The sequence below is a fragment of the Flavobacterium calami genome, from assembly GCF_038290035.1.
Taxonomy (GTDB): Bacteria; Bacteroidota; Bacteroidia; order Flavobacteriales; family Flavobacteriaceae; genus Flavobacterium; species Flavobacterium calami.
In genome coordinates, this window is sequence record NZ_JBBYHS010000006.1 from 210,441 (window position 1) to 231,700 (window position 21,260).

Below are 21,260 nucleotides of genomic sequence, written 5' to 3' on the forward strand. Positions count from 1 at the left end.
GAGTTAATAACATGTTAAATTTAGGAATCCGTTTCGTTAACAAAATATAATTTCGACAAATGACCATTTTTCACAGGTGTACGTAAATCTTTGGTCAATTATTGAAAGAAAACGTTTTCATTTGTAATCCAACTCTGCCTTATTTTAAAGGTCAAAATCTATTAATCTAATAGATTTTGGCCTTTTTTAATTATATTCTTTTTTTTAACTAAAAAACGTTCAAAATTATTCTGTGTTTAATGTTTTTTAGTTAGAAACCTTAAATGTCGTTTTTTGCAAATCAGTAGAATTTCCGCCCACCATTACTTCGAAATCTCCCGGCTCTACAATGCGCTTCATTTCTCTGTTCCAGATAGATAGCTCATCTGGCGTAAGTGTAAATTCAAGATTTTTGATTTCGCCTTTTTTGATATTCAATCTCTTGAATCCTTTTAACGTTTTTTCTGGAGTTGTTACGGAACTGTAAACATCATTAATATACAATTGTACCACTTCGTCTCCGTCTCTGTCTCCAACGTTTTTAACATCAACAGAAACTTTTATTTCGCCGTTTGGTTTAATTTCAGTAGTATTCAGCTTCAAATTAGAATATTCAAACTTTGTATAACTTAATCCAAAACCGAATGAATATAAAGGATGTTCGCTTTCTGCTACATATTTATGGATTGCAGATGGTTTTTGGTTATAATATATAGGTAACTGTCCTACCGATTTTGGAACTGTAATTGGCAGTCTTCCGCCTGGATTGTAATCTCCGAACAAAACATCCGCAACAGCTCTTCCTCCAAATTCTCCTGGAAACCATCCTTCAAGTACAGCTGGAATATTTTCAGCAATCCAGTTGGTAGAAAGCGGACGACCGTTTAATAATACACAAACTACTGGAGTTCCTGTTTTTTGAATAGCTTCTATTAATTCTTGTTGTATTCCGTGTAAATTCAAATCAGCAACGTCTCTGTTTTCTTCTACTAATTCGTTGGATTCTCCTAAAACTACAATCGCAACATCTGCTTTTTTTGCGGCATCGATTGCTGGCTGCATGTTTACTTTTTCTAAGTTCCAACGCAAGTGCGCTCTGGCCCCCCAGCCTCCTTCCCACATTTCAATGCGGACTTTGTATTTCTTTCCTGCTTCAATATTTTTTGGAGTTGTTACGATACTTGTAGCACCTTTTGTCCAATTGTCAATAACCAATTGATCGTCAACCCACATTCTGATTCCGTCATCAGAACTTAAACCTAACCAGCCATCAAATGATTTGTCTGATTGAATGTAACCTGTCCAGCGAATAGAGAAATCATCCACATTAACACCATCACCAGGAGCCCAAGGCCAGTCAAATTCTAATTGGCTGTCAATACGAGTTAAAGCTGGAGTTCCTTCAAGATTTCTATTATTGAAATATTCTCCTTTTAATCCGTTTTGAGATCCGTCCGAAGTAAATAAATATTTTGATGGAATAGCCTGTCCTTTAACAATCAGCGGTACACCTTCTTCGTAAACCACATTCGCCGTTTTTCCAACCACTTGTTGTATACCTTCAAAAACGGTTGTTCCAACACTATTTTTAGGAGCATAACCGCCCATTCTTGAAGCATTTGCATTTGGACCTATAACCGCAATATTCTTTAACGATTTGTTTAAAGGCAAAATATTGTTCTCATTTTTCAGTAAAACCATCGATTTTTGAGCTGCTTCCAAAGCAACAGCTTGGTTTTCTTTAGTATGAAAACGCTCTTTAATCAGATTTTTATCTGTGTACGGATTTTCAAATAATCCCAGCAAGAATTTCAAACGTAAAACTGCTCCTGCTGCACGATCAATATTTTCTTGAGTTAATTTTTTCTCATTTACTAATTCAATAATGGTGTTTTGCCAGAATTCATTTGTAAAATCATAAAACTGCATATCAACTCCTGCAGAAACTGCTTCTCTAATACTTTCTTTTGGAGAATCAGAAACTTTGTGTGTCGTCTGAATGTATTTAATCGCTCCTAAATCAGAAACTACAAGTCCTTTAAAGCCCCATTCTTTTCTCAAAACATCCGTCAATAACCAATGGTTCGCAGCACAAGGAATTCCGTCTAACTCAGAATACGCACACATGGTTCCTAATGCACCGCCTTTTGTAAATGCTTTTCTAAAAGAAGGTAAGTGATCTTCGCGAGCCGAACGTTCTCCTACTAAAATCGGAGAAGAATTTCCTCCCGCCTGTGGAATACCGTGAACCGCAAAATGTTTTGGTTCAGCAATAATCGAACGATCGGATTTTAAATCGTCTCCTTGTAATCCTTTAATAAAAGCCAAACCAATTTCGCTGTTCAAGAAAGCATCTTCACCAAAAGTTTCAGCAACACGTCCCCATCTTGGTTCGCGTCCTAAATCTAAATTTGGACCAAAACCAAAGTGAACACCATGCGCTCTGGCTTCCATACCAATTACTTTTCCAACTTTGTCTAATACGCTAGTATCCCAAGTTGCTCCAAGTCCAATGTTCATAGGGAAAGCGGTACTTCCTTCGTCTAAATATCCGTGAAGCATTTCACACATAATCAGCGCCGGAATTCCCCAACGGTTTCCTTTGATTACGCTTGTTTGCAAATCATTGATCATTTTCGCTGAACGCGGATAAAGATCATGAATAGCTCCAATTCCTAATTTACCGATTTTTTCTGCCGATTTAGCTTTAGCAAAATCTTCTTTATCTTTAAAAAAATCTCCTCTATACATATCCATCTGACGCACTTTTTCTTCAAGCGTCATTCGGCTTAACAAGTCTTTTACTCTGTCTTCAACAGGTGCTTTCGCATCTTGATAAAGATACTTTTTCTGGGCGTGGGTCTGGTTTAAAAAACCAACAGCCATTACAAAAATAATGGCCGTTTTCCTCATTCTTAATTGTAACATAGTTGTGTGTGTTTAGTTTTGAATCACTTTAAGCTTTGTTCCATTCACAAAATCATTGTGCGAAATAAAAAAGCTATTGATTGATTTTCCGTTTAGCTCAATCGAATTGATTTTTCCACCGTTATTGATTTGTCTTTCAATTACAATGCTTTCTTTTTTATAATATCTTGGATCTAATTTAATTGTCACTCGATGAAACATTGGGGCTGTAATGGTGTAAATTGGATCTCCTGGAGAAATTGGATAAATTCCCATCATCGAATAAACCAACCAAGCTGACATTGTTCCAGTATCGTCATTTCCAGGCAATCCTTTTGGCTCATTTTTGAAATATTCGTGAACCAATTTCTTTACCATTTCCTGAGCTTTATATTCTTCACCTTTCACATAATTAAACAAATACGGATTGGCAATGTCTGGTTCATTTGCCATATCAAATTGTTTCGTATCAAATATTTTCTGCAATTGCGCCGAAAAAGCTTGATCTCCGCCCATTAATTTCTTTAATCCGATAATGTCGTGAGGAACCATGAAATTATACTGCCACGCATTTCCTTCGATAAAACCAATATTTTCTTCAAAATTAGCTCCAGACGCGGGATCAAATGGCTCGTGCCATTTTCCGTCAGCCGTTCTTGGACGAAGCAGATTTAAGTTTTTATCGAATAATTTTCTATAGGATAATGAACGTTCTTTAAATCGTTTTACATTGTCTTTGTCACCGAATTCGTTGGCCATAAGCGAAATAGCATAATCTGAAATATTGTATTCCTGAGTTGTAGAAACTGGGCCTTTATTGTCAGTTGTTAAATATCCTTTTTTGATATAATCTTTCAATCCCGGACGAAGCGGATTATTCTCAATATTATCTGCGCCTTTCAACATCGCATAATAGGCTTTATTAACATCATAATCACGAATTCCTCTCATATAAGTATCTGTAATTACAATACTTGCAGGGTCTCCAACCATGGTAAAAGTTTCAGTCGAATTCAATTCCCATTTTGGTAACCAGCCGTTTTCATCGAACATATCCAACATACTTTTTACCATATCCGATTGCTGTTTTGGATAAACCAAAGACATCAATGGATGTACATTTCGGTATGTGTCCCATAAAGAAAATACGGTATAACGGGTATCATCGGTTTTAGCAATTTTACTTCTTCTGATTACGGGATATTGTCCGTTAATATCATTTAAAGTATTTGGATGAATTAAAGTGTGATACAAAGCTGTGTAGAAAATCGTGTTTTCATCTTTTGTACCACCTTCAACCAAAATTTTAGACAATTCTTCGTTCCATTCGTTATAGGTTTCTTTGTAAATTGCATCAAAAGATCTGTTACCCACTTCTTTTGCTAAGTTTTCTCGGGCATTTTCGATACTCACGTACGAAATTCCAATCTTCACTTCAACCGTTTCTTGTTTGTCGAATTTATACGTAAAATAACTTCCAATACTATCGCCTACTACGGTTTTAATGGTATTTTCCATTATTCTCACTTTTCCGTTGTAACCCATCCATTGCGCTTCAACGCCACTGTATTTTGCAGTTTTTTTCCAAACTCCAAATTTATGGGCAGGTTTAGAAAATTGGGCCACAAAATAAACCGGATAAGCATCTTCTGGACTATTGTAACAAAACGAACCAACAGATCGCATTCCTTCTATTTCTGTAGAAGAAACCACTTTTACCATCGCACCTTCTTCGTTTGTTAATCCTAAACCAAGATTTAATAAAATATTAGATTGCCCTTTCGGGAAAGTGAATCTGCTTACTCCCACTCGTTTTGAAGCGGTAAATTCGCCTTTTACTTTGTATTTGTCGATGTTTACACTGTAATAAGCTGCTTTTGCAACTTCATTAGAATAAGTGGAACCGTATTTTAAGTGATCGATTTCTACATTTCCAGTCGTTGGCATCAATAAAATAACACCCAAATCTGGACAGCCGACACCGCTTAAATTCACTTGACTAAATCCAGTCAAAAAAGTATTTTCATTCACATACGGATTTGAAAGCCACTGACTGTCTTTTTCCATCGGTGTATTTTTAACTCCAGCCACATTAAACGGGCTAATACTTGCCATTCCGCGCGGTGCAATTGGTCCAGGATAAGCAGCACCATAATTGGAAGTTCCAATAAACGGATTAACAAAATCGGCAGGCTCCTGCGCAAAAATAGTAATGCTAAAAAACAGCATATATAAAATACATGCTGTTTCAAATTTATTTTTAATATTTAAAACCATAGGCTTCGTTCTTATCTGTTGATCGCTTCGATTTTTAAAGTCCAAGCTTCTTTTGCAGGAAGATTGTTTCTTAAACTTTCCGGAATAATTACTTTAAATCCGTTTCCTTCTTTTGTCCATTTTAAAGAAGTCTTAGAACCTAACATTGTAATCTTAGTTCCTTTTTTAGGACTGATAGATTTTACAGTAACTGCAGCAGGAATTTTATCTTCTCCTTCTTTAGCTAAATAAAATGCGAACACATTTCCTGCTTTATTTTGTGTAAAACAAATGTTTTCCTCTTTATAAGGTTCGATTGGTTTTGTGTTGTAAATTGCTGTGCTGTTTACTTTCATCCAGTCGCCATATGCCTGTAGTAAATCGTAAGCCCCTTTGTCCCATTCTCCTTCCGGACTTGGAGCAACGTTTAATAATAAGTTTCCGCCTTTTGCCACAATATCAACTAACATGTGAATACCTTGTCTTCCAGTCATGTATTCAGCACCTGGAGAATAAGACCATCCGCCTCCAGCTGGAATACAAGATTCCCAAGGATAAGGAAGCGTTTTAGCAGGAACACGTCCTTCTGGAGTTAAGTAGTTTTGGTTTTTACCGTGAACCGCTCTATCTACTACAATTAAACCTGGTTGTTTTTGACGTGCTTTTACAACCAATTCATCCATTTTTGGATCTTGATCCACCACTCTGTGTTTGATGAAACCGTTTTTAGATTCGTTTTCAGTAAATTTCTCATCGTAGTTTTCTTTGATGTTCACTTGGTCTCTTTTTCTAACCCATCCTCCATCTAACCATAAAATATCAACTTTACCATAGTTCGTTAAGATTTCTAAGATTTGGTTGTGCGTGAAATCAACATATTTTTGCCATTTTTCAGGGTATAAAGACGGATCGTAGTTTACGTTTCTGTCGAATGGAGGGAAATAAGGATCCCAGTAGTTTTCATTATGCCAGTCAGGTTTAGAGAAATAAGCTCCAGTTGAAATACCTTCTCCTCTAAAAGAGTTGAAAATTTCTTTTAAAACGTCAGCTTTCGGGTTTGTATGAAAAGGAACATCTTTACTAGTAATCTTGTAATCAGAGTACTTAGTATCATACATATTGAATCCGTCATGGTGTTTTGTAGTGAAAACCATGTATTTCATTCCAGCATATTTAGCTGCTTTAGCCCACTTTGCAGGATCGAATTTCACAGGATTAAATGTTTTTCTTAATCCTTCGTAATCTTTAATATAATCATTATAATTAGATGGATTACTTCCTTTTTTACGTTCACACCATCCATAATCTTCAGGGCAGATAGACCAAGATTCTACAATTCCCCATTGGCTGTAAGTTCCCCAGTGCATTAGCAAACCAAATTTTTTGCCTTGCCACTCGTCTAAGTTTTTCAAAACCAACGGATCTGTTTCTGGTACGTATCTTTCATCTTCATAAATCGCCTGAGCGAATATCTGAGCTGAAAATAAAAGGGCGATTATGAATATTCCTTTTTTCATCTTTAATCTAATTTATAATTTATTATTCTTTGTTTTTTAGTTTAATAGGTAATCTTAATTTAGTTTATCAAGTATCGGTTGATCTGTAAAAGTTAGTTCTTTTTGGGTGTTTTCATTAAGCTGCTCCAATACAACAAATTTATTCTCGCCCACTTTCAACCAACATCCTGGTACATAAAGCGTTTGTTGCGGCCCCACTTTCCAGTAGCGTCCTAGATTGTGTCCGTTAACAAATACAATTCCTTTTCCCCAATTTGTCATATCAAGAAAAGTATCGGCTGGTTTATCGATGTTTACTGTAGATTCATATAAAACTGGGCGCCCTGGTTTTATCGTTTCATTTTTAATAACTGGCACTTCATTCATCGGCATTTTATACATTTCCCATCCGCCGCTAATTTCATATTCATTAATGAATACTGGCGAAATAATTCCTTTAGTATTATGTACAATTTCGGCTCCGTAATTAATACGTCCCATATTTTCAACCAGAATTTCTAAAATACCGTTAAAAGGAATAGAAAGGGTCAACTCGTAATTTTTGAAAACTCTATTCAATTCACCCACCTTAACTCCGTTTACATACACGGTAGCAAAGTCTCTTAATCCCTCAATTTTCAATTTGCCAGAAATTGGTTGAGTAAATCTTTTTCTATACAAAACATATCCATTTCCCTGACCTAACTTTTCAAATGTCAAAGGCTGATCATTTACAACAGGTTTTTCTCTTTTTACCCAACTTAAAACATCCATATTGGATTTGATAAGCTGATTAGGATATTTTGTAACTGGTATTTTCTCTGGAATCGGAGCTAGTTTTGTTTTAGAATACTTTTGCATTACTTCACGTATAGCCATATATTTTGGCGTTGCCCAACCTGCTTCGCTAATAGGCGCGTCATAATCATAGCTTGTAATATCAGGCTGAATATCCATTTCTTCATTATAATTTGCTCCAGAAGTAAATCCAAAATTAGTACCACCGTGCACCATATAATAATTAAAAGAAACACCTGCATCAAGGTACTTTTTAGTTTGACTTGCAATCTCCTCAGATCCAACTTTAATAAATGGCTCTGCCCAATGATCCAACCAACCAGAATAAAACTCTGCCACCATATAAGGCCCTTGTCCTTTATGGTATTTATCAACCTGTTTTTTTAAATTTTCTATATTTGATTCCCCATTTGCAGTTGGTAAAACTCCTTCAACAGCACCCCCTTCAAACAACCAAGTACCGTCAGAAGTAAAAAAAGGCTCAGGAAACCCAGTTTCTTTAAGCATATTGTAAATGGCAGTTTTGTAAGCTTTATGATCCTCAGCACTGATATCGGTTCTTTGAGAAACATAAGAACCAAATTCATTTTCAGCCTGAACCATAATAATTGGCCCTCCCTGGTTAGCAAAATTTCCTTTTACCACTGCATACAAATGTTCTAAATACGTTTTGCAAGCATCTAAAAATGCTTTGTTATTGGTACGAATTACCAAATCTGGATTATTTTGCAGCCACCAAGGATACCCTCCAAATTCCCATTCACCACAAGCATACGGACCCGGTCTAAGAATCACATACAATCCTTCGCTTTTAGCAATACGCAAAAATTCTGCTAAATCTTTATTTCCTGTTTTAAAATCCCATACACCGGGCTCAATTTCATGATAATTCCAAAACACATAAGTTGCGACGGTATTCAATCCCATTGCTTTAAGCATTTGCAATCTATGTCTCCAATATTCTTTAGGAATACGCTCATAGTGCATTTCTCCTGAATGTATTTTTATAATTTTCCCATCTTTTTGAAATTCTCCATTAGATATAGAAAATCCTTTGGTTTGTGCCGTAGTAAAAAACGGCATCAAACAAATCAATAATACTCCGAGCTTAAATAATATCTTATTCATTTTTTTTCAGATTATACATTTATAAACTTAACAAGCATTACACGTTAAGCTATGTGTTAGAAACTAATTTCTTTCTAAACTCTTTTACCAAGTTTCAAAAAAAAACTATGTTTCTATGTGTTTAAAAATTTTTAATTCACCAAAATTTCATCCACAAACAACCAAGAGCTTTCTCCTTTTGGACTTTTCTTTAAGTTGCCTCCAATTACTTTTACAAAACGTGCATTTTGTTTTTGGAAATTGATTTTGAAATCTTTCAATTCTGGAACTGCATTTACCGCATAAGGACGTGTAATTTTTCCAACTTGCGTATATTTAATTCCATCATTAGAAATCAAAACTTTAACCTGAATTGGGAAATTAACTCCCGCTCCTTGACTTTCTAAAGCTCCAACTGATACTTGTTCGATACTTTCTACTTTTTCTAAGTCTATTACCAATTCCATATCGTTAACCAACCAAGCTTGCCATTGTCCGTCATGGAAATTTTTACTTCCTCTGATTGTGTTGACCATTGTATTAGCATCTCCTTTGTAACTCTGGTTGAAAGGCGTCAAGTATTTCACTTTTTTTGCAAATCCTTTATGGAAAACAATAGTATCAGTATACGTTTTTCCTACCGGTTTGTCATCTTGAAATAAAGAAGCTTTTAAAACAGTAGTTTCTTTGATTTCAATTGGAGCCACATATTTTACAGCATGATGTTCGATGCTTTGATTTCCTAAAACATATCTAATGTCTGGATTTGGAAACTCATTTTTCAACTCTACTTTGATTTGTTTATTTCCCAAATCAGCTGTAGAAGAAGCGGTAACCAAATAAGCACTTTTCGCATAATTGATTCCTAAATAATCGTAACGTTTGAACATTGAGAATAATCTTGATGTAAAATCATTCCAATTACGTTTCTCTTTCGGACTCCATAAGGTTTCAGATAAAGCCGCCAATCTTGGAAAAATCATGTATTCAGAATCTTTTGGCAATGCTAAATGTTCTGCCCATAAATTTGCCTGTCCTCCTAAAACATGTGCTGCTTCCTGCGGTGTCATTGTTGCAACTACAGGATCAAATTTGTACACTTCGCTTAACGGATTATAAGCATCAAAAGCTAAAGGTTCTTCGTTTTGAGGACCTTGGTAAAAGTTGAAATAACAAGGCGTTTCTGGTGTCATAATTACGTCATGACCTTGATCTGCTGCTTCAATGCCGCCTTTCATTCCTCTCCAACTCATTACTGTTGCATCTGGAGCTAAACCGCCTTCTAAAATTTCATCCCAACCAATAACTCTTTTACCTTTTGAATTGATATATTTTTCCATACGTTTTACAAAATAGCTTTGTAATTCGTCAACACTTTTTAAATGTTCGTCTTTGATTCTTTTCTGGCAATGCGGACATTTTGCCCAATTGGTTTTAGTCGCTTCGTCACCACCAATATGAATGTATTTTGAAGGGAAAATGGTAATTACTTCATCAATTACATTTTGCAAAAACTCAAATGTCGTTTCTTTTCCAGCACAATAAATATCCGTCAAAGGCCAAACTCCGCCTGACGGAACGCCAATTCTCTGGTTGAAACAAGCCAATTCTGGATAAGCAGCAATAGCACTGCTTACGTGAGCTGGCATTTCAATTTCAGGAATAATTTCGATTCCTTTTGAAGATGCATATTTTACGATTTCTCTTAATTCATCTTGCGTAAAAAATCCACCGTAAGTTCCTTTTTCGTCAGGATTTGTTGTTAATCTAGCATTCCAGCTTGTATTTTCCTGATCAACTCTCCAAGCACCAACTTCTGTTAACTTTGGATATTTTTTAATCTCAATTCTCCAGCCTTGATCATCAACTAAATGCAAATGCAAAACGTTCATTTTATGCATTGCTAAACGATCAATTGTCGCCAGAATATAATTTTTATCAAAGAAATGACGTGATAAATCCAGCATCAAACCTCTCCATTTAAAACGAGGTTCGTCTGTAATCGTTACACTTGGAATCTCCCATTTTGCGGTGGTGATTGTAAATTTACTCTCAATCGCTTCTGGAAGTAGTTGTCTAACGCTTTCTAAACCATACATAAAACCAACATTTCCTTTAGCAGAAATAACAATGCTCGTCGGATTTACATCCAAAATGTAAGCTTCATTTTTTAAATTCGGATCTACTTTAAACTGAACAAAATTGCTTATTGGAGCTTTTGTTGTCGTTTCTGGTTTCCATCCTGCAGCAACTTCAAATTTAGAAGCCAAAGCATTTGCAGCATCTTTTTGGAAATCACCATTTACTACAAACTTTGTATCTTTTGTAAATTCAAAAACACCAGTTTTAATAAGAGTCTGACTCGGTTTTGGAATGATACGAATATCATTTTCCGTGTAAACTTTCTGCGCATTAGCCGAGAAAACTGAAGTGATTAGGGTTAATAGGAATAATACTTTTTTCATTCTTTGTTTTTTTGGGTTCTTTAATTGTTTGTTCAAACATTTAAAGATGTAGTTTTTAGGTTTAGTTTGTCATTTCGACTGAAAAGAGAAATCACACTAGAGACTCCTCACAGAATGTCGCAAATCTTTGTCGAATCCCGAGTGTGATTTCTCGTTCCTCGAAATGACAAACGCTGCGTTTAATCTCTTCAACGGATTAAAATCCGTTGCTACAAAATAATCCGTTCCTTCGGAACTTTTCATGAAAGAGCCATTGGCTCGAAATATATTGTAGGGATGGATTTTAATTCATCCAACGCAATTATAATTATTTATCCCACGACATTTTAAATTTTGCATCCTCCATTCTGTGACCTTTTTCATCATCAGAAACGGCGAAATTAAATCCTGATCTTAAACTGTAACCTGCGTATTCACCATTTTTATTCAAAGCAATAAAACCAACCTGCAGGTATTCCATGTCTTTGTGGTTTTTATGTTTGTTGTAAATACGTTCTGTAATTTCTTTACAAGCATCATAAGGCGATTTTCCCTGACGCATTAATTCGACAACCATGGCGCTCCCAGCAGTTCTAATCACTGCTTCGCCCAATCCAGTTGCGGCGGCTGCTCCGACTTCGTTATCCAGGAAAAGACCCGCGCCGATTATTGGGGAATCACCGACGCGGCCGTGCATTTTCCAGGCGGCACCACTCGTGGTACAACCACCAGAAAGATTACCTTCCTGATCTAACATTAGCATGCTTATGGTATCGTGATTTTCTATATTAATGACCGGTTTGTATTTGGAATCTTCCAGCCATTTTTTCCAGTCTTTTTCAGATTCTGGAGTCAGTAAATTTTCTTCTTTAAAACCTTCTGATAAAGCAAATTGCAAAGCTCCCTGCCCTGCTAACATAACGTGAGGTGTATTTTGCAATACTCTTTTTGCTACAGAAATGGGATGCATGATTCCTTGTAAAAAACACACAGAACCGCAATTGCTGTTATGATCCATGATACAAGCATCAAGCGTCACTTTTCCTTCCCGATCCGGATATCCTCCATAACCAACACTGCGTACAGTCGGATCTGCTTCTGGTATTTTCATTCCGGCCTCAATTGCATCTAAGGCTGGCTTTCCGTCTTTTAATTGTTTCCAGGTTTCTTTGTTTGCCGGTAAACCATGATTCCATGTAGAAATTACGATTGGCTTTTTTTGTTTTTTTGAAGGAAATTCTAACGCACCTTCTTTTTCATCTTCTTTCTCTGCAAATCCGCTAAGGCCAACAACAGAAGTTACAGCTGCTGCACTTAAAGCTGCTTTTTTGATAAAATCTCTTCTATTTGACATGCTTTTTACTTTTAGTTATATTTAAACACATAAGAACATAGTTTTTGAAACCGTATAAAAGGCGTTTCACTTGATTAACAAACATAGCTATGTGTTAGAAACTAGTTTCTTTTTGTATTCTTTTTATTCAGACTTAAAACCTATGTTTCTATGTGTTTAAAAGATATTACTTTAAACTTGCTTTTGTTTCTTTGATTGTCTTTAAATTACTTTCAGACAATGCATTTCCGTCAAAAAATGAAACACCCACTGCTCCGTTTTCTTTTGCTTCTAAAATAGCTTCTTTTAGTTCTGCATCACTTTTCAATCCCGGAATATAAATTCCTGTATTGATTTTCGTTTTTTTATCTTCTAAATCAGCAACGCCCTGTTTTGTAGCATATCCAACCCAGTCAATTTCTTCATCATAAAAACTGTGGTAAATCATTGGATAAACCTCATCGATATTCCATTTGTCCCAACGCTGGCGCACCATATGATCTGCCATTTCTGGATAAGGAAATACTGCTGCTGTTAATTTTTTATTGTGTTTGTGCGCAATTTTATAAGCATCGTCAACAACAGCTTTTATGGCATTTAAACGAAAGTTTTTCCACTCCATATCGATAGAAGTATTATGACTTTCTTTTGGGTTTTTATGATGGATTTTTTCGAATGCTTTTACACATTCATCACAATAACAGAAATCGAATTGCGGTAATTCTACGTCCTGAACCAGGTTGTATTTTGGCAACAAGCTAATTGGTAAAAAAATGTCAGGAAAGCGGATGTAATCTAAGTGTACACTTTCTATTCCGTCTACTTTTGCCAGTTCTTCGACTAAATGTAAAACGTGATTTCTAGATTCTTTTCTTGTAGGACAAAGCCATTGGTAATAATCAACATATGGACGATTGTCGAAGCAAGATTTTCCTTCTTTGCTCACCTGATACCATTCCGGATGCTGCAATGCAACTGAATCTCCGGGTCTGTTCATCGCCATAATCCAGGCATGAACTTTTAGGCCTTCTTTAGTCGCAAGCGGTACTAATCTCCTTAAAAGATTTGCATCGGTTGTCGTATTGATTAATACTTCGTCGATGCCACCATCTTTATATTTTTTGAATTCTTTCGTATAATCTGCATCTGATTTTTTTGAATCTGCCGTTGTCCAGACTCCAAATTTAAAAGTGGTTTGTACTTCTTTTTTTGCACATGAAAAAATACTAAGTGCCAATAAAAAAAGTAATAATTTAGGTAGTTTCATAGTGGTTTATTTTGTTTTGTTAGCCTTACTCATACTTTCATACAATGCATTTAGTAACTCCTGATTATTATCTAAACTATATTCCCAAAACATAGCACCTCCTAATTTTTTTTGTTGAATAAAGGCTACTTTTAGAGCTACATCTTTTGGAGTCTCGTTTGAAATAAAAATTTTGTCCTGTGCATTCCACAAATAAGATGCTTTTGCCGAATCATCGTAAAGTTCCTGAAATTTTCCGGTATTTACCTCTTTTGCAATTTCCCAAGCTGCCACAATAGCGCTTCCTGTTTGAGCCGATTGGTATAAGCCATTATTTTCTGACGATACTTTTTCCCATTTTCTTCCGTAAAAAGGAATTCCGATAATTAGTTTATTAGCAGGAACACCTTCTTTTAGTAATTTATCAACCGATTCGCTAATGCTGTTTCCTCCAAATTTTTCTCCTTTTGAAGGATATAAATTAGCATGATGCCCTGTTTGATAAAACCATCCGTTATAAAAATCATAACACATCACATTAATATAATCAAGATATTGATGTGCTTTTCCTAAATTAGTGTGATTGATATATTCCTGATCTGATGCTGCTGCGATTGTTAACAAATAATGTTTGTTATCTATTTTAGTTTCAATTTCTAATTGCTTACGTAATTCGCCCAATAAAAGTGTGAAATTTTCTTTATCCGAAGGTCTGAAAATATTGTCTTCTGCACGTTGTCCGGGAAATTCCCAATCGATATCAATACCGTCAAAGCCATAAGTTTTCATCAACTTAACAGCACTTTTAGCAAATTTTTCTCTTGATTCGGCATAAGCAGCTATATTTGAAAATTGATCTGACCAAACCCAGCCGCCAATAGAATACAATACTTTTAAATGCGGATTTTGTTTTTTCAGCCCAATTGTACTTTCTATTTTAATTTTATCGGTACTCAATTCAAACTGAACATTACCATCAACAATATTGGCAAAGGCATAATTAAGGTGAGTTAACTTGCCTGCATCAATTTTTGCCGGATCAAAATTCTCGTAACCGGCTACATATCCAATAATTTTAAAATCCTCATTAGATGCAATTTGCTTTTTGTTCAATGATGAACAAGCCAAAAACATGCTGATTATTAAGATTAAGCAGACTGATTTTATTGTGATATTGTACTGTTTAAAATGAATCATTGATAATGTGGTATTATTTTTCTAATTATTTTTTACTCTAAAAACCGGCCATCTTCTTTTATGATGAGGGTTTTATTAGAAAAAGGGCTTTTTACTGAGATATTGTATCCGGCAGAATGATTTTCTAAAATAGGCTTTAAAATTTTATGGTCAACACTAATCGTTTTTTTTGTAAGGCTCGCTATCGATTTGGCCCAAGCTTTGTTCTTTTGATAGTATTCTTTTTGAGCTCTGTACAAATTATAAAGCTCCCATTTTACCTTTTCATCCTGTGGAATTGTAAAACTGTCTTTTCCTTCTTTTGAAGAAAAATAAACGTAGCCCCATTTTTCAGGTTCGTGCATATTAATTACTCCTTGTGGAGACCAAACCCAATTATACTCTGGAAGAAATTTTCCGTCAGTATCTTTTTTACGTTCGTATTTACCATCAACAAGTGAATGTTGCCAGTTTACTCTTGAGAAATTAACTCTCCAGAATTTATCTGCCGGCACATTATTTTCGTTGTAAGATTTTTTATAAGATGCCCAGGGAATTGCCATTTCTAAAACCCATCCTTCATCAGTATCGTTTGGGTTATTAAGCGTTCCGTTGATTTTTACCGCTGATTTCAGACCCGGAATATTCCAGTCATTTAAAACAACATTATCATTTTCTCTGTAAGGTTTTGATAAAAACAGGTCCCAGGCTGTATTTAAAGCATTTATTTCTAATTCATAATAGTTAAAAGTGTCGCCGTCGGGATCAATAAAAACTTCAAAATCGTTGTTGTAAAAAATAATGGTATCGCGCTGTTTTAAATTTGCCCAAACATGCGGTTCATCAATTTTTGCTAAAATATAAAAATTGGTTTCATCCCAGAGCATTTTAACTTTTGTTGCATACTTGGGTTTTACATTGTTTTCTATATCCTCGAAAAGAGCTGTCCAATCTGCTTTTGACCAGGAAATATCAGATTCATCACCGTCAATCACAATCGGATTTTTAGTTTTTGACGCTACATAAGTTTTAGGTATAACAGTGTTTTTCTTCGATTGTGCAAAACCCACAACCGAAAGAAAACCAACAAGAACTGTTAACCATTGGATTTTTAAACACATGTTCTATAAACTATTATCTTTTGTAAACTGAATGACTTCACTTAACTTACCAAATGCTATCGCTACAGCAGTATCTGCGGCACCGTAATATACCGTTAATTTATCTTCTTCTATACTATGCAAAGCAGCACATGGAAAAACTACATTAGGTACATCTCCAACCATTTCATAAAGTTCTGCAGGGCCTAATAAATACGGCTGCGTTCTGTATTTTACTTTGTCTGGCGAATCAACATCTAAAAGCGCTGAACCCATGGCATAACGGAAACCGTTGCAGGTATTGATAACGCCGTGGTAGATCATCAGCCAGCCTTCGTTTGTTAAAATAGGAATTGGTCCTGCTCCCACTTTTGTGCATTGCCATGCGCTGTCTTCAAATGGAGTTGGCTTCATTACTAATCTGTGCTCCCCCCAATATTTCATGTCCGGGCTGTAGCTGATCCAGATATCTCCAAAAGGTGTATGTCCGTTATCACTCGGGCGGCTTAACATGGCGTATTTTCCGTTAATTTTTTGTGGAAACAAAACTCCATTTCTGTTGAAAGGTAAAAAGGCATTTTCACACTGGAAAAATTCTTTGAAGTCAAACGTATATCCAATACCAATTGTTGGACCGTTGTAACCGTTACACCAGGTAATCCAGTAACGATCTTCAATAAAAACCACACGTGGATCGTATTTATAAGCAGATTCGATCATTTCTGTATTACCGGACTGCATTACGATTGGTTCGTGGTTAATGTCCCAGTCGATTCCGTTTTTGCTAAAACCGGCAAAAATATTCATTTGAACTGCTTTGTTATCACATCTGAAAACACCTGCAAATCCGTCTCCAAAAGGAACAACGGCACTATTAAAAATACTGTTTGAGGATGGTATTGCGTATCTGTCAATAATTGGATTTTCAGAATATCTCCACATTACATCTTTACTGTTTTCGGGTCTGTCTTGCCATGGAATACTGCTCATTTTTTTGTTTTTTGTTTATTAGGTTTTTGTTTTTGTTTGTTTGTCATTTCGAGGAACGAGAAATCACACTAGAATTTCTGCAATCTAAATAATCAATCTTTGTCGAGTTTCGTGTGTGATTTCTCCTTTCAGTCGAAATGACAAACTGTATCTTTTATCTTAATCAGCGATTTTTCTAACTTTATCCAACCAGGTAAATTTCAGGATCGTAGTCGTTACTAGAAACACAATCAAGGCCGTAATTGCTTTTGGATAATCTCTAATAATGAAGAATATCGGAAGAAGAATCATACTTGACTGCCAGATAATTCCAATTGCACAGTTCATCATATCCAGCCAGAAATCATTATTTTTTTCGAATGTCTTATCTTCTGCTTTTAATGTTTTATAAACCGGATTCCAGAATCCCCAAGGTCTTACATTTTTGTAAAAAGATCTTAAAACTTCCATATCTGTTGGCTTGCTCAGGAAAGTTCCTAAAAGACAACCTAAAATAGAAAAGCCAAAAATTATTGGAAACAGGTAAATTGCCTGTATTTGAGATAACTCGTACAAGAATGAACCTTCGTATAAACTCCCTTTGGCCTGACCTAAAGCAAATTGCAAAGAAGCTACAATTAATCCGGCGAACATTCCCCAGAAATAACCCCAGCCATTAAATCTCCACCAAATCCATTTCAGGAAATTCGCTGCTACATACCCGCCATACAAAGCACTTGTAATCCATAAAGTTAGCGAATTAATTGAGTCTGCGAAGAATCCCATAAAAACTCCTAAGCCAACAACAAGGAAAGAAGAAATCTGGCTCACTTTTATGTAGTGCGCATTTGTTGCATCGGGTTTGAAATATTTTTTATAGATATCATTTACGATATAAGCCGGTCCTGCATTTACAAAAGCAGAAAATCCGGACATAAACGCAGCTAATAATCCCGCAAGCAGAATTCCTTTTATACCCACAGGAATATATAAGTTGACTACTTTTGGCATTAGTAATTCTAAATCAGCTCCTGTTAAACCTGTGTTGGCGTTTAATTCTGGTGCCAGATTTACCAATGCAATTACTACGACTCCAGTTATTAATAAATATCTTGGAATGAACAAAATAAGATTGGTAAAACCACTCATGTAAGCGGCTTCTTTTACTGATTTTGTCGAAAGAATTCTTTGTAAATCATAACTTGGTGTTGGTCCTGCAACACTGGCAAAAAATCCTTTGAACAATGTCATTCCGATAAAAGCGCCAAACATTTTGTAACCTTCAGAATCAATTAAATTATTAAAGGTTTGAAATTTATCACTCCATTGGGTTTCAAACTGCCATCCGAAGAAAACATTTTTCCATTCTTCAGTGATTATAGAATTGATTTGTAAATCTGAATAATTGATAAAGGCATAACCGGCAATTAAAACTCCGGCAACAATCATAATTAAATATTGAACAACTTCTGTAGCCACCACAGAAAACATTCCGCCTTTTACGGTGTAAATTGTAGTTAACAAAATGATTATTAACGCATAAGATCTTTCTGAAGTCAAAAGAATTAAATCGCCATAATGAAGCGTTAAATCCCAAGGTAGAATAATAGTTACAAATTTCCCGATTCCTTCAAAAAAGTAAGCGATGAAACCAATTGTAGAAATAATAGCAAAAATTGCCACAATAATATGTGATGCTTTTCCGGCTCTGTCGCTTCCAAAACGTGTCAAAATCCATTCAGAACCAGTCATTACTTTTGACCTTCTGATCCAGACTGCAAGGAACATCATGACAAAAATCTGATTCCATATTGGCCACAGCCACATAAACATAAAACTTTTTACGCCATATAAAAACAGTACGCCAATCATCCAGGAAGTTCCTGAAACATCAAACATTCCTGATCCGTTGCTTAGCCCCAGAAAATACCATTTAATTGTTTTTCCGCCAAGAAAATAATCATCTAATCCCTTTGATGCTTTTCTTGAAATCCAAATCCCTATTCCTACCGAGAGCAAGATATAAGCTACGATGATCGACACGTCTATAATATCCATTTACTTTTTATGTATTTATTGATTAGTTATGCTTTTTTATTTTTTGATTCCCCAGTTTTTATTAGGTTGAGACCCCATTATAAAATGAAGTTTTCCGCCTTTCAAAATTTGTTGATGTGTGATCGTTGTTTGATTGAATTCGACACCATTTAAAGTTGCCGACTGGATGTAAAAGTTTTTGTCTGAAACATTTTGGGCTTCGATTACAAAAGTTTTTCCACCTTCAAGATTAATGGTTGCTTTCTCGAAAATTGGACTTCCGATTTCGTATTCTGCTGAAGCCGGATTCATTGGATATAGCCCCATTGAACTGAAAACATACCATGCCGACATTTGTCCGCAGTCTTCATTTCCGCTTAATCCGTTTGGCGTTGTGTTGTATTGCGTATCTAAAATATGGCGTACCCAATATTGTGTTCTCCAAGGCTGACCTGCATGATTGAACATATAGGCAATGTGGTGACTTGGCTCATTTCCGTGTGCATATTGACCAATTAATCCTGAAATATCTGCCGAAACATTGTTTCCTGTAATCTCTGAACTTTCTGTAAATAATTGTTCTAAGCGCTTAGCAAAAATTTCATTACTTCCGTGAAGCGAAATAAAACCCTCAACATTATGAGGCACGAACCAACTGTGCTGCCAGGCATTTCCTTCAGTATAATCGGTATGTTCTCTGTGGTTTGAATGTTTTGGATCGAAAGGTTCATTCCATGATTTTCCATCTTCAGATTTTCCTCTCATGAATCCGGTTTTCGGATCGAATAAATACTGATATGCTTTTGACCTGTTTAAGAAAAACTCATAATCTTCATTCTTCCCTAATGCTTTTGCCATTTGTGCTACACACCAATCGTCGTAAGCATATTCTAAAGTAATCGTAACTGACTCGTCTAATAAATTATAAGGAATGTAACCGTATTTTTTGTAGAAATTCAGTCCTCTTTCATCCTGCATCATGGTGGTTTTCATTGCCACGAATGCTTTTTCGGCATCAAAACCTTTTATACCTTTTAAGTATGCATCAACAATTACCGGAATGGAATGGTAACCTGTCATTGTATTTGTTTCATTGGCATATAATGTCCAAACCGGTAATATTTTCTTGGTTTCGTAATACGCTAACATTGAGTTGACAATGTCCGAAGCTTTATCTGGCGCTAATAAAGTCAGTAAAGGATTTTCTGCTCTAAAAGTATCCCATAGTGATAAAGTTGAATAGGCAGTATGATCTTTTGCCGTAACAATTTGATCGTCCTCTCTTCTAAACTGCCCATTTTTATCACTATAGGCTACAGGGGCAATTTGTACATGATACATCGCTGTATAAAATATTTTTTTTAATGAATCTATCGGTGTTTCAATTTCAATTTTGCTTAAAGCCGAATTCCAAATAGATGATGCCTGAGATTTTGCATTATCAAAAGTTGATTTTTCTCCGTCTAAATTGTCTTTGGCATTAGCCACACTAACAGATGACAAAGCAACTTTTACATATAGTTCATTAGATTTTTTTGAATCAAAAAACAATTGCGCCGATGTGTTTTCTCCTTCCACTTTATCGGATGTAATTATCTGTTTATCAGAAATTAATACAGATTCTGAAATTGGTTTTGAAAATTTGGCAACAAAAAACACTTTTTGATTTTTTGCCCAGCCAGTACTGTACCTATAACCGCTTATAGTGTATTGATCTTCAATTGTAATTCCTGTTTTTAGGGCTTTGTCCCAATTTATGGCAAATCCTAAATCGACAACTACAGATTGTTTGTCGTTTTTTGTAAACGTATATTTATGATACGCTGTTCTTTGCGAAGACGTTAATTCTACATTGATCTTAGAATCCTCAAGAAAAACCTGGTAAGAACCCGGTGCTGCTTTTTCGTTAACATGACTGTATGATGATTTATAAGGTAATTGATCGCGTGATGTTGTTTTGATTGTTAAATCGACTTTTTTATTGGTCGGCATGAATAAGATGTCGGCCAAATCGCCAATTCCGGTTCCGCTTAAGTGCAAATGACTGAAACCAGCCACAACAGCATCAGAATAATGATATCCTGAACACCAGTCCCAGCTCGAAATACCGTTATCAGGACTTACCTGAAGCATTCCAAAAGGAACAGTCGCTCCCGGATACGTATGCCCATGTCCGCCAGTACCTATAAAAGGATCTACATGGCTCACAAAAATATTTTTTTGATTGCTATTTTTGTTTACATTTATTTTACAACTTGCAACCAGAATTACAAATAAAACACACAGTAAAAAATTCTTCATATAAAACAACCTTAATTTAACTTTAAATTTAAATAAATTTGATTTTCGTTAAAACTAATTTAGACGGACAACGTATAAACTTAGATAAACATCAAAAAAAGTCATAAAACA

General features: G+C 35.5%; 12 protein-coding genes. All 12 read right to left on the minus strand.

Features of this window, described 5'->3' with window-relative positions:
- Positions 1-246: 246 nt before the first annotated feature.
- A complete protein-coding gene (locus AAEO57_RS07285; protein WP_341691077.1) occupies positions 247-2,907 on the minus strand; it encodes a glycoside hydrolase family 3 N-terminal domain-containing protein in 2,661 nt (886 codons plus the stop codon).
- Positions 2,908-2,919: 12 nt separating this feature from the next.
- The gene (locus AAEO57_RS07290; RefSeq protein ID WP_341691079.1) at positions 2,920-5,163 is read right to left on the minus strand and encodes a GH92 family glycosyl hydrolase; all 2,244 of its coding nucleotides are present in this window, start codon (positions 5,161-5,163) and stop codon (positions 2,920-2,922) included.
- An 11-nt stretch (positions 5,164-5,174) separates the two neighbouring features.
- On the minus strand, positions 5,175-6,659 hold the full coding sequence (locus AAEO57_RS07295; RefSeq protein ID WP_341691081.1) for an alpha-L-fucosidase: 1,485 nt from the start codon (positions 6,657-6,659) through the stop codon (positions 5,175-5,177).
- A gap of 54 nt (positions 6,660-6,713) precedes the next feature.
- Positions 6,714-8,564, minus strand: a complete 1,851-nt coding sequence (locus tag AAEO57_RS07300; protein WP_341691083.1) for a glycoside hydrolase family 35 protein — start codon at positions 8,562-8,564, stop codon at positions 6,714-6,716.
- 131 nt (positions 8,565-8,695) lie between these two features.
- Entirely contained in the window at positions 8,696-11,008 is a 2,313-nt protein-coding gene (locus tag AAEO57_RS07305; RefSeq protein ID WP_341691086.1) for a beta-N-acetylhexosaminidase, read from the minus strand.
- A gap of 307 nt (positions 11,009-11,315) precedes the next feature.
- Positions 11,316-12,341: an isoaspartyl peptidase/L-asparaginase family protein gene (locus tag AAEO57_RS07310; protein WP_341691088.1), complete on the minus strand. Its 1,026-nt coding sequence runs from the start codon at positions 12,339-12,341 to the stop codon at positions 11,316-11,318.
- Between the two features lie 166 nt (positions 12,342-12,507).
- Complete coding sequence (locus tag AAEO57_RS07315; RefSeq protein WP_341691090.1) at positions 12,508-13,587, minus strand: putative glycoside hydrolase; 1,080 nt, start codon at positions 13,585-13,587, stop codon at positions 12,508-12,510.
- A gap of 6 nt (positions 13,588-13,593) precedes the next feature.
- Positions 13,594-14,763 carry a glycoside hydrolase family 18 protein gene (locus AAEO57_RS07320; RefSeq protein ID WP_341691092.1) on the minus strand — a complete coding sequence of 390 codons (1,170 nt, stop codon included), beginning with the start codon at positions 14,761-14,763 and terminating at the stop codon, positions 13,594-13,596.
- 32 nt (positions 14,764-14,795) lie between these two features.
- Positions 14,796-15,863: a carbohydrate-binding family 9-like protein gene (locus tag AAEO57_RS07325; RefSeq protein WP_341691094.1), complete on the minus strand. Its 1,068-nt coding sequence runs from the start codon at positions 15,861-15,863 to the stop codon at positions 14,796-14,798.
- Between the two features lie 3 nt (positions 15,864-15,866).
- Positions 15,867-16,832 carry a glycoside hydrolase family 130 protein gene (locus tag AAEO57_RS07330; protein WP_341691096.1) on the minus strand — a complete coding sequence of 322 codons (966 nt, stop codon included), beginning with the start codon at positions 16,830-16,832 and terminating at the stop codon, positions 15,867-15,869.
- A 159-nt stretch (positions 16,833-16,991) separates the two neighbouring features.
- Positions 16,992-18,869 carry a sodium:solute symporter family protein gene (locus tag AAEO57_RS07335; protein WP_341691098.1) on the minus strand — a complete coding sequence of 626 codons (1,878 nt, stop codon included), beginning with the start codon at positions 18,867-18,869 and terminating at the stop codon, positions 16,992-16,994.
- Positions 18,870-18,905: 36 nt separating this feature from the next.
- Entirely contained in the window at positions 18,906-21,149 is a 2,244-nt protein-coding gene (locus AAEO57_RS07340; RefSeq protein ID WP_341691100.1) for a GH92 family glycosyl hydrolase, read from the minus strand.
- Positions 21,150-21,260: the final 111 nt, after the last annotated feature.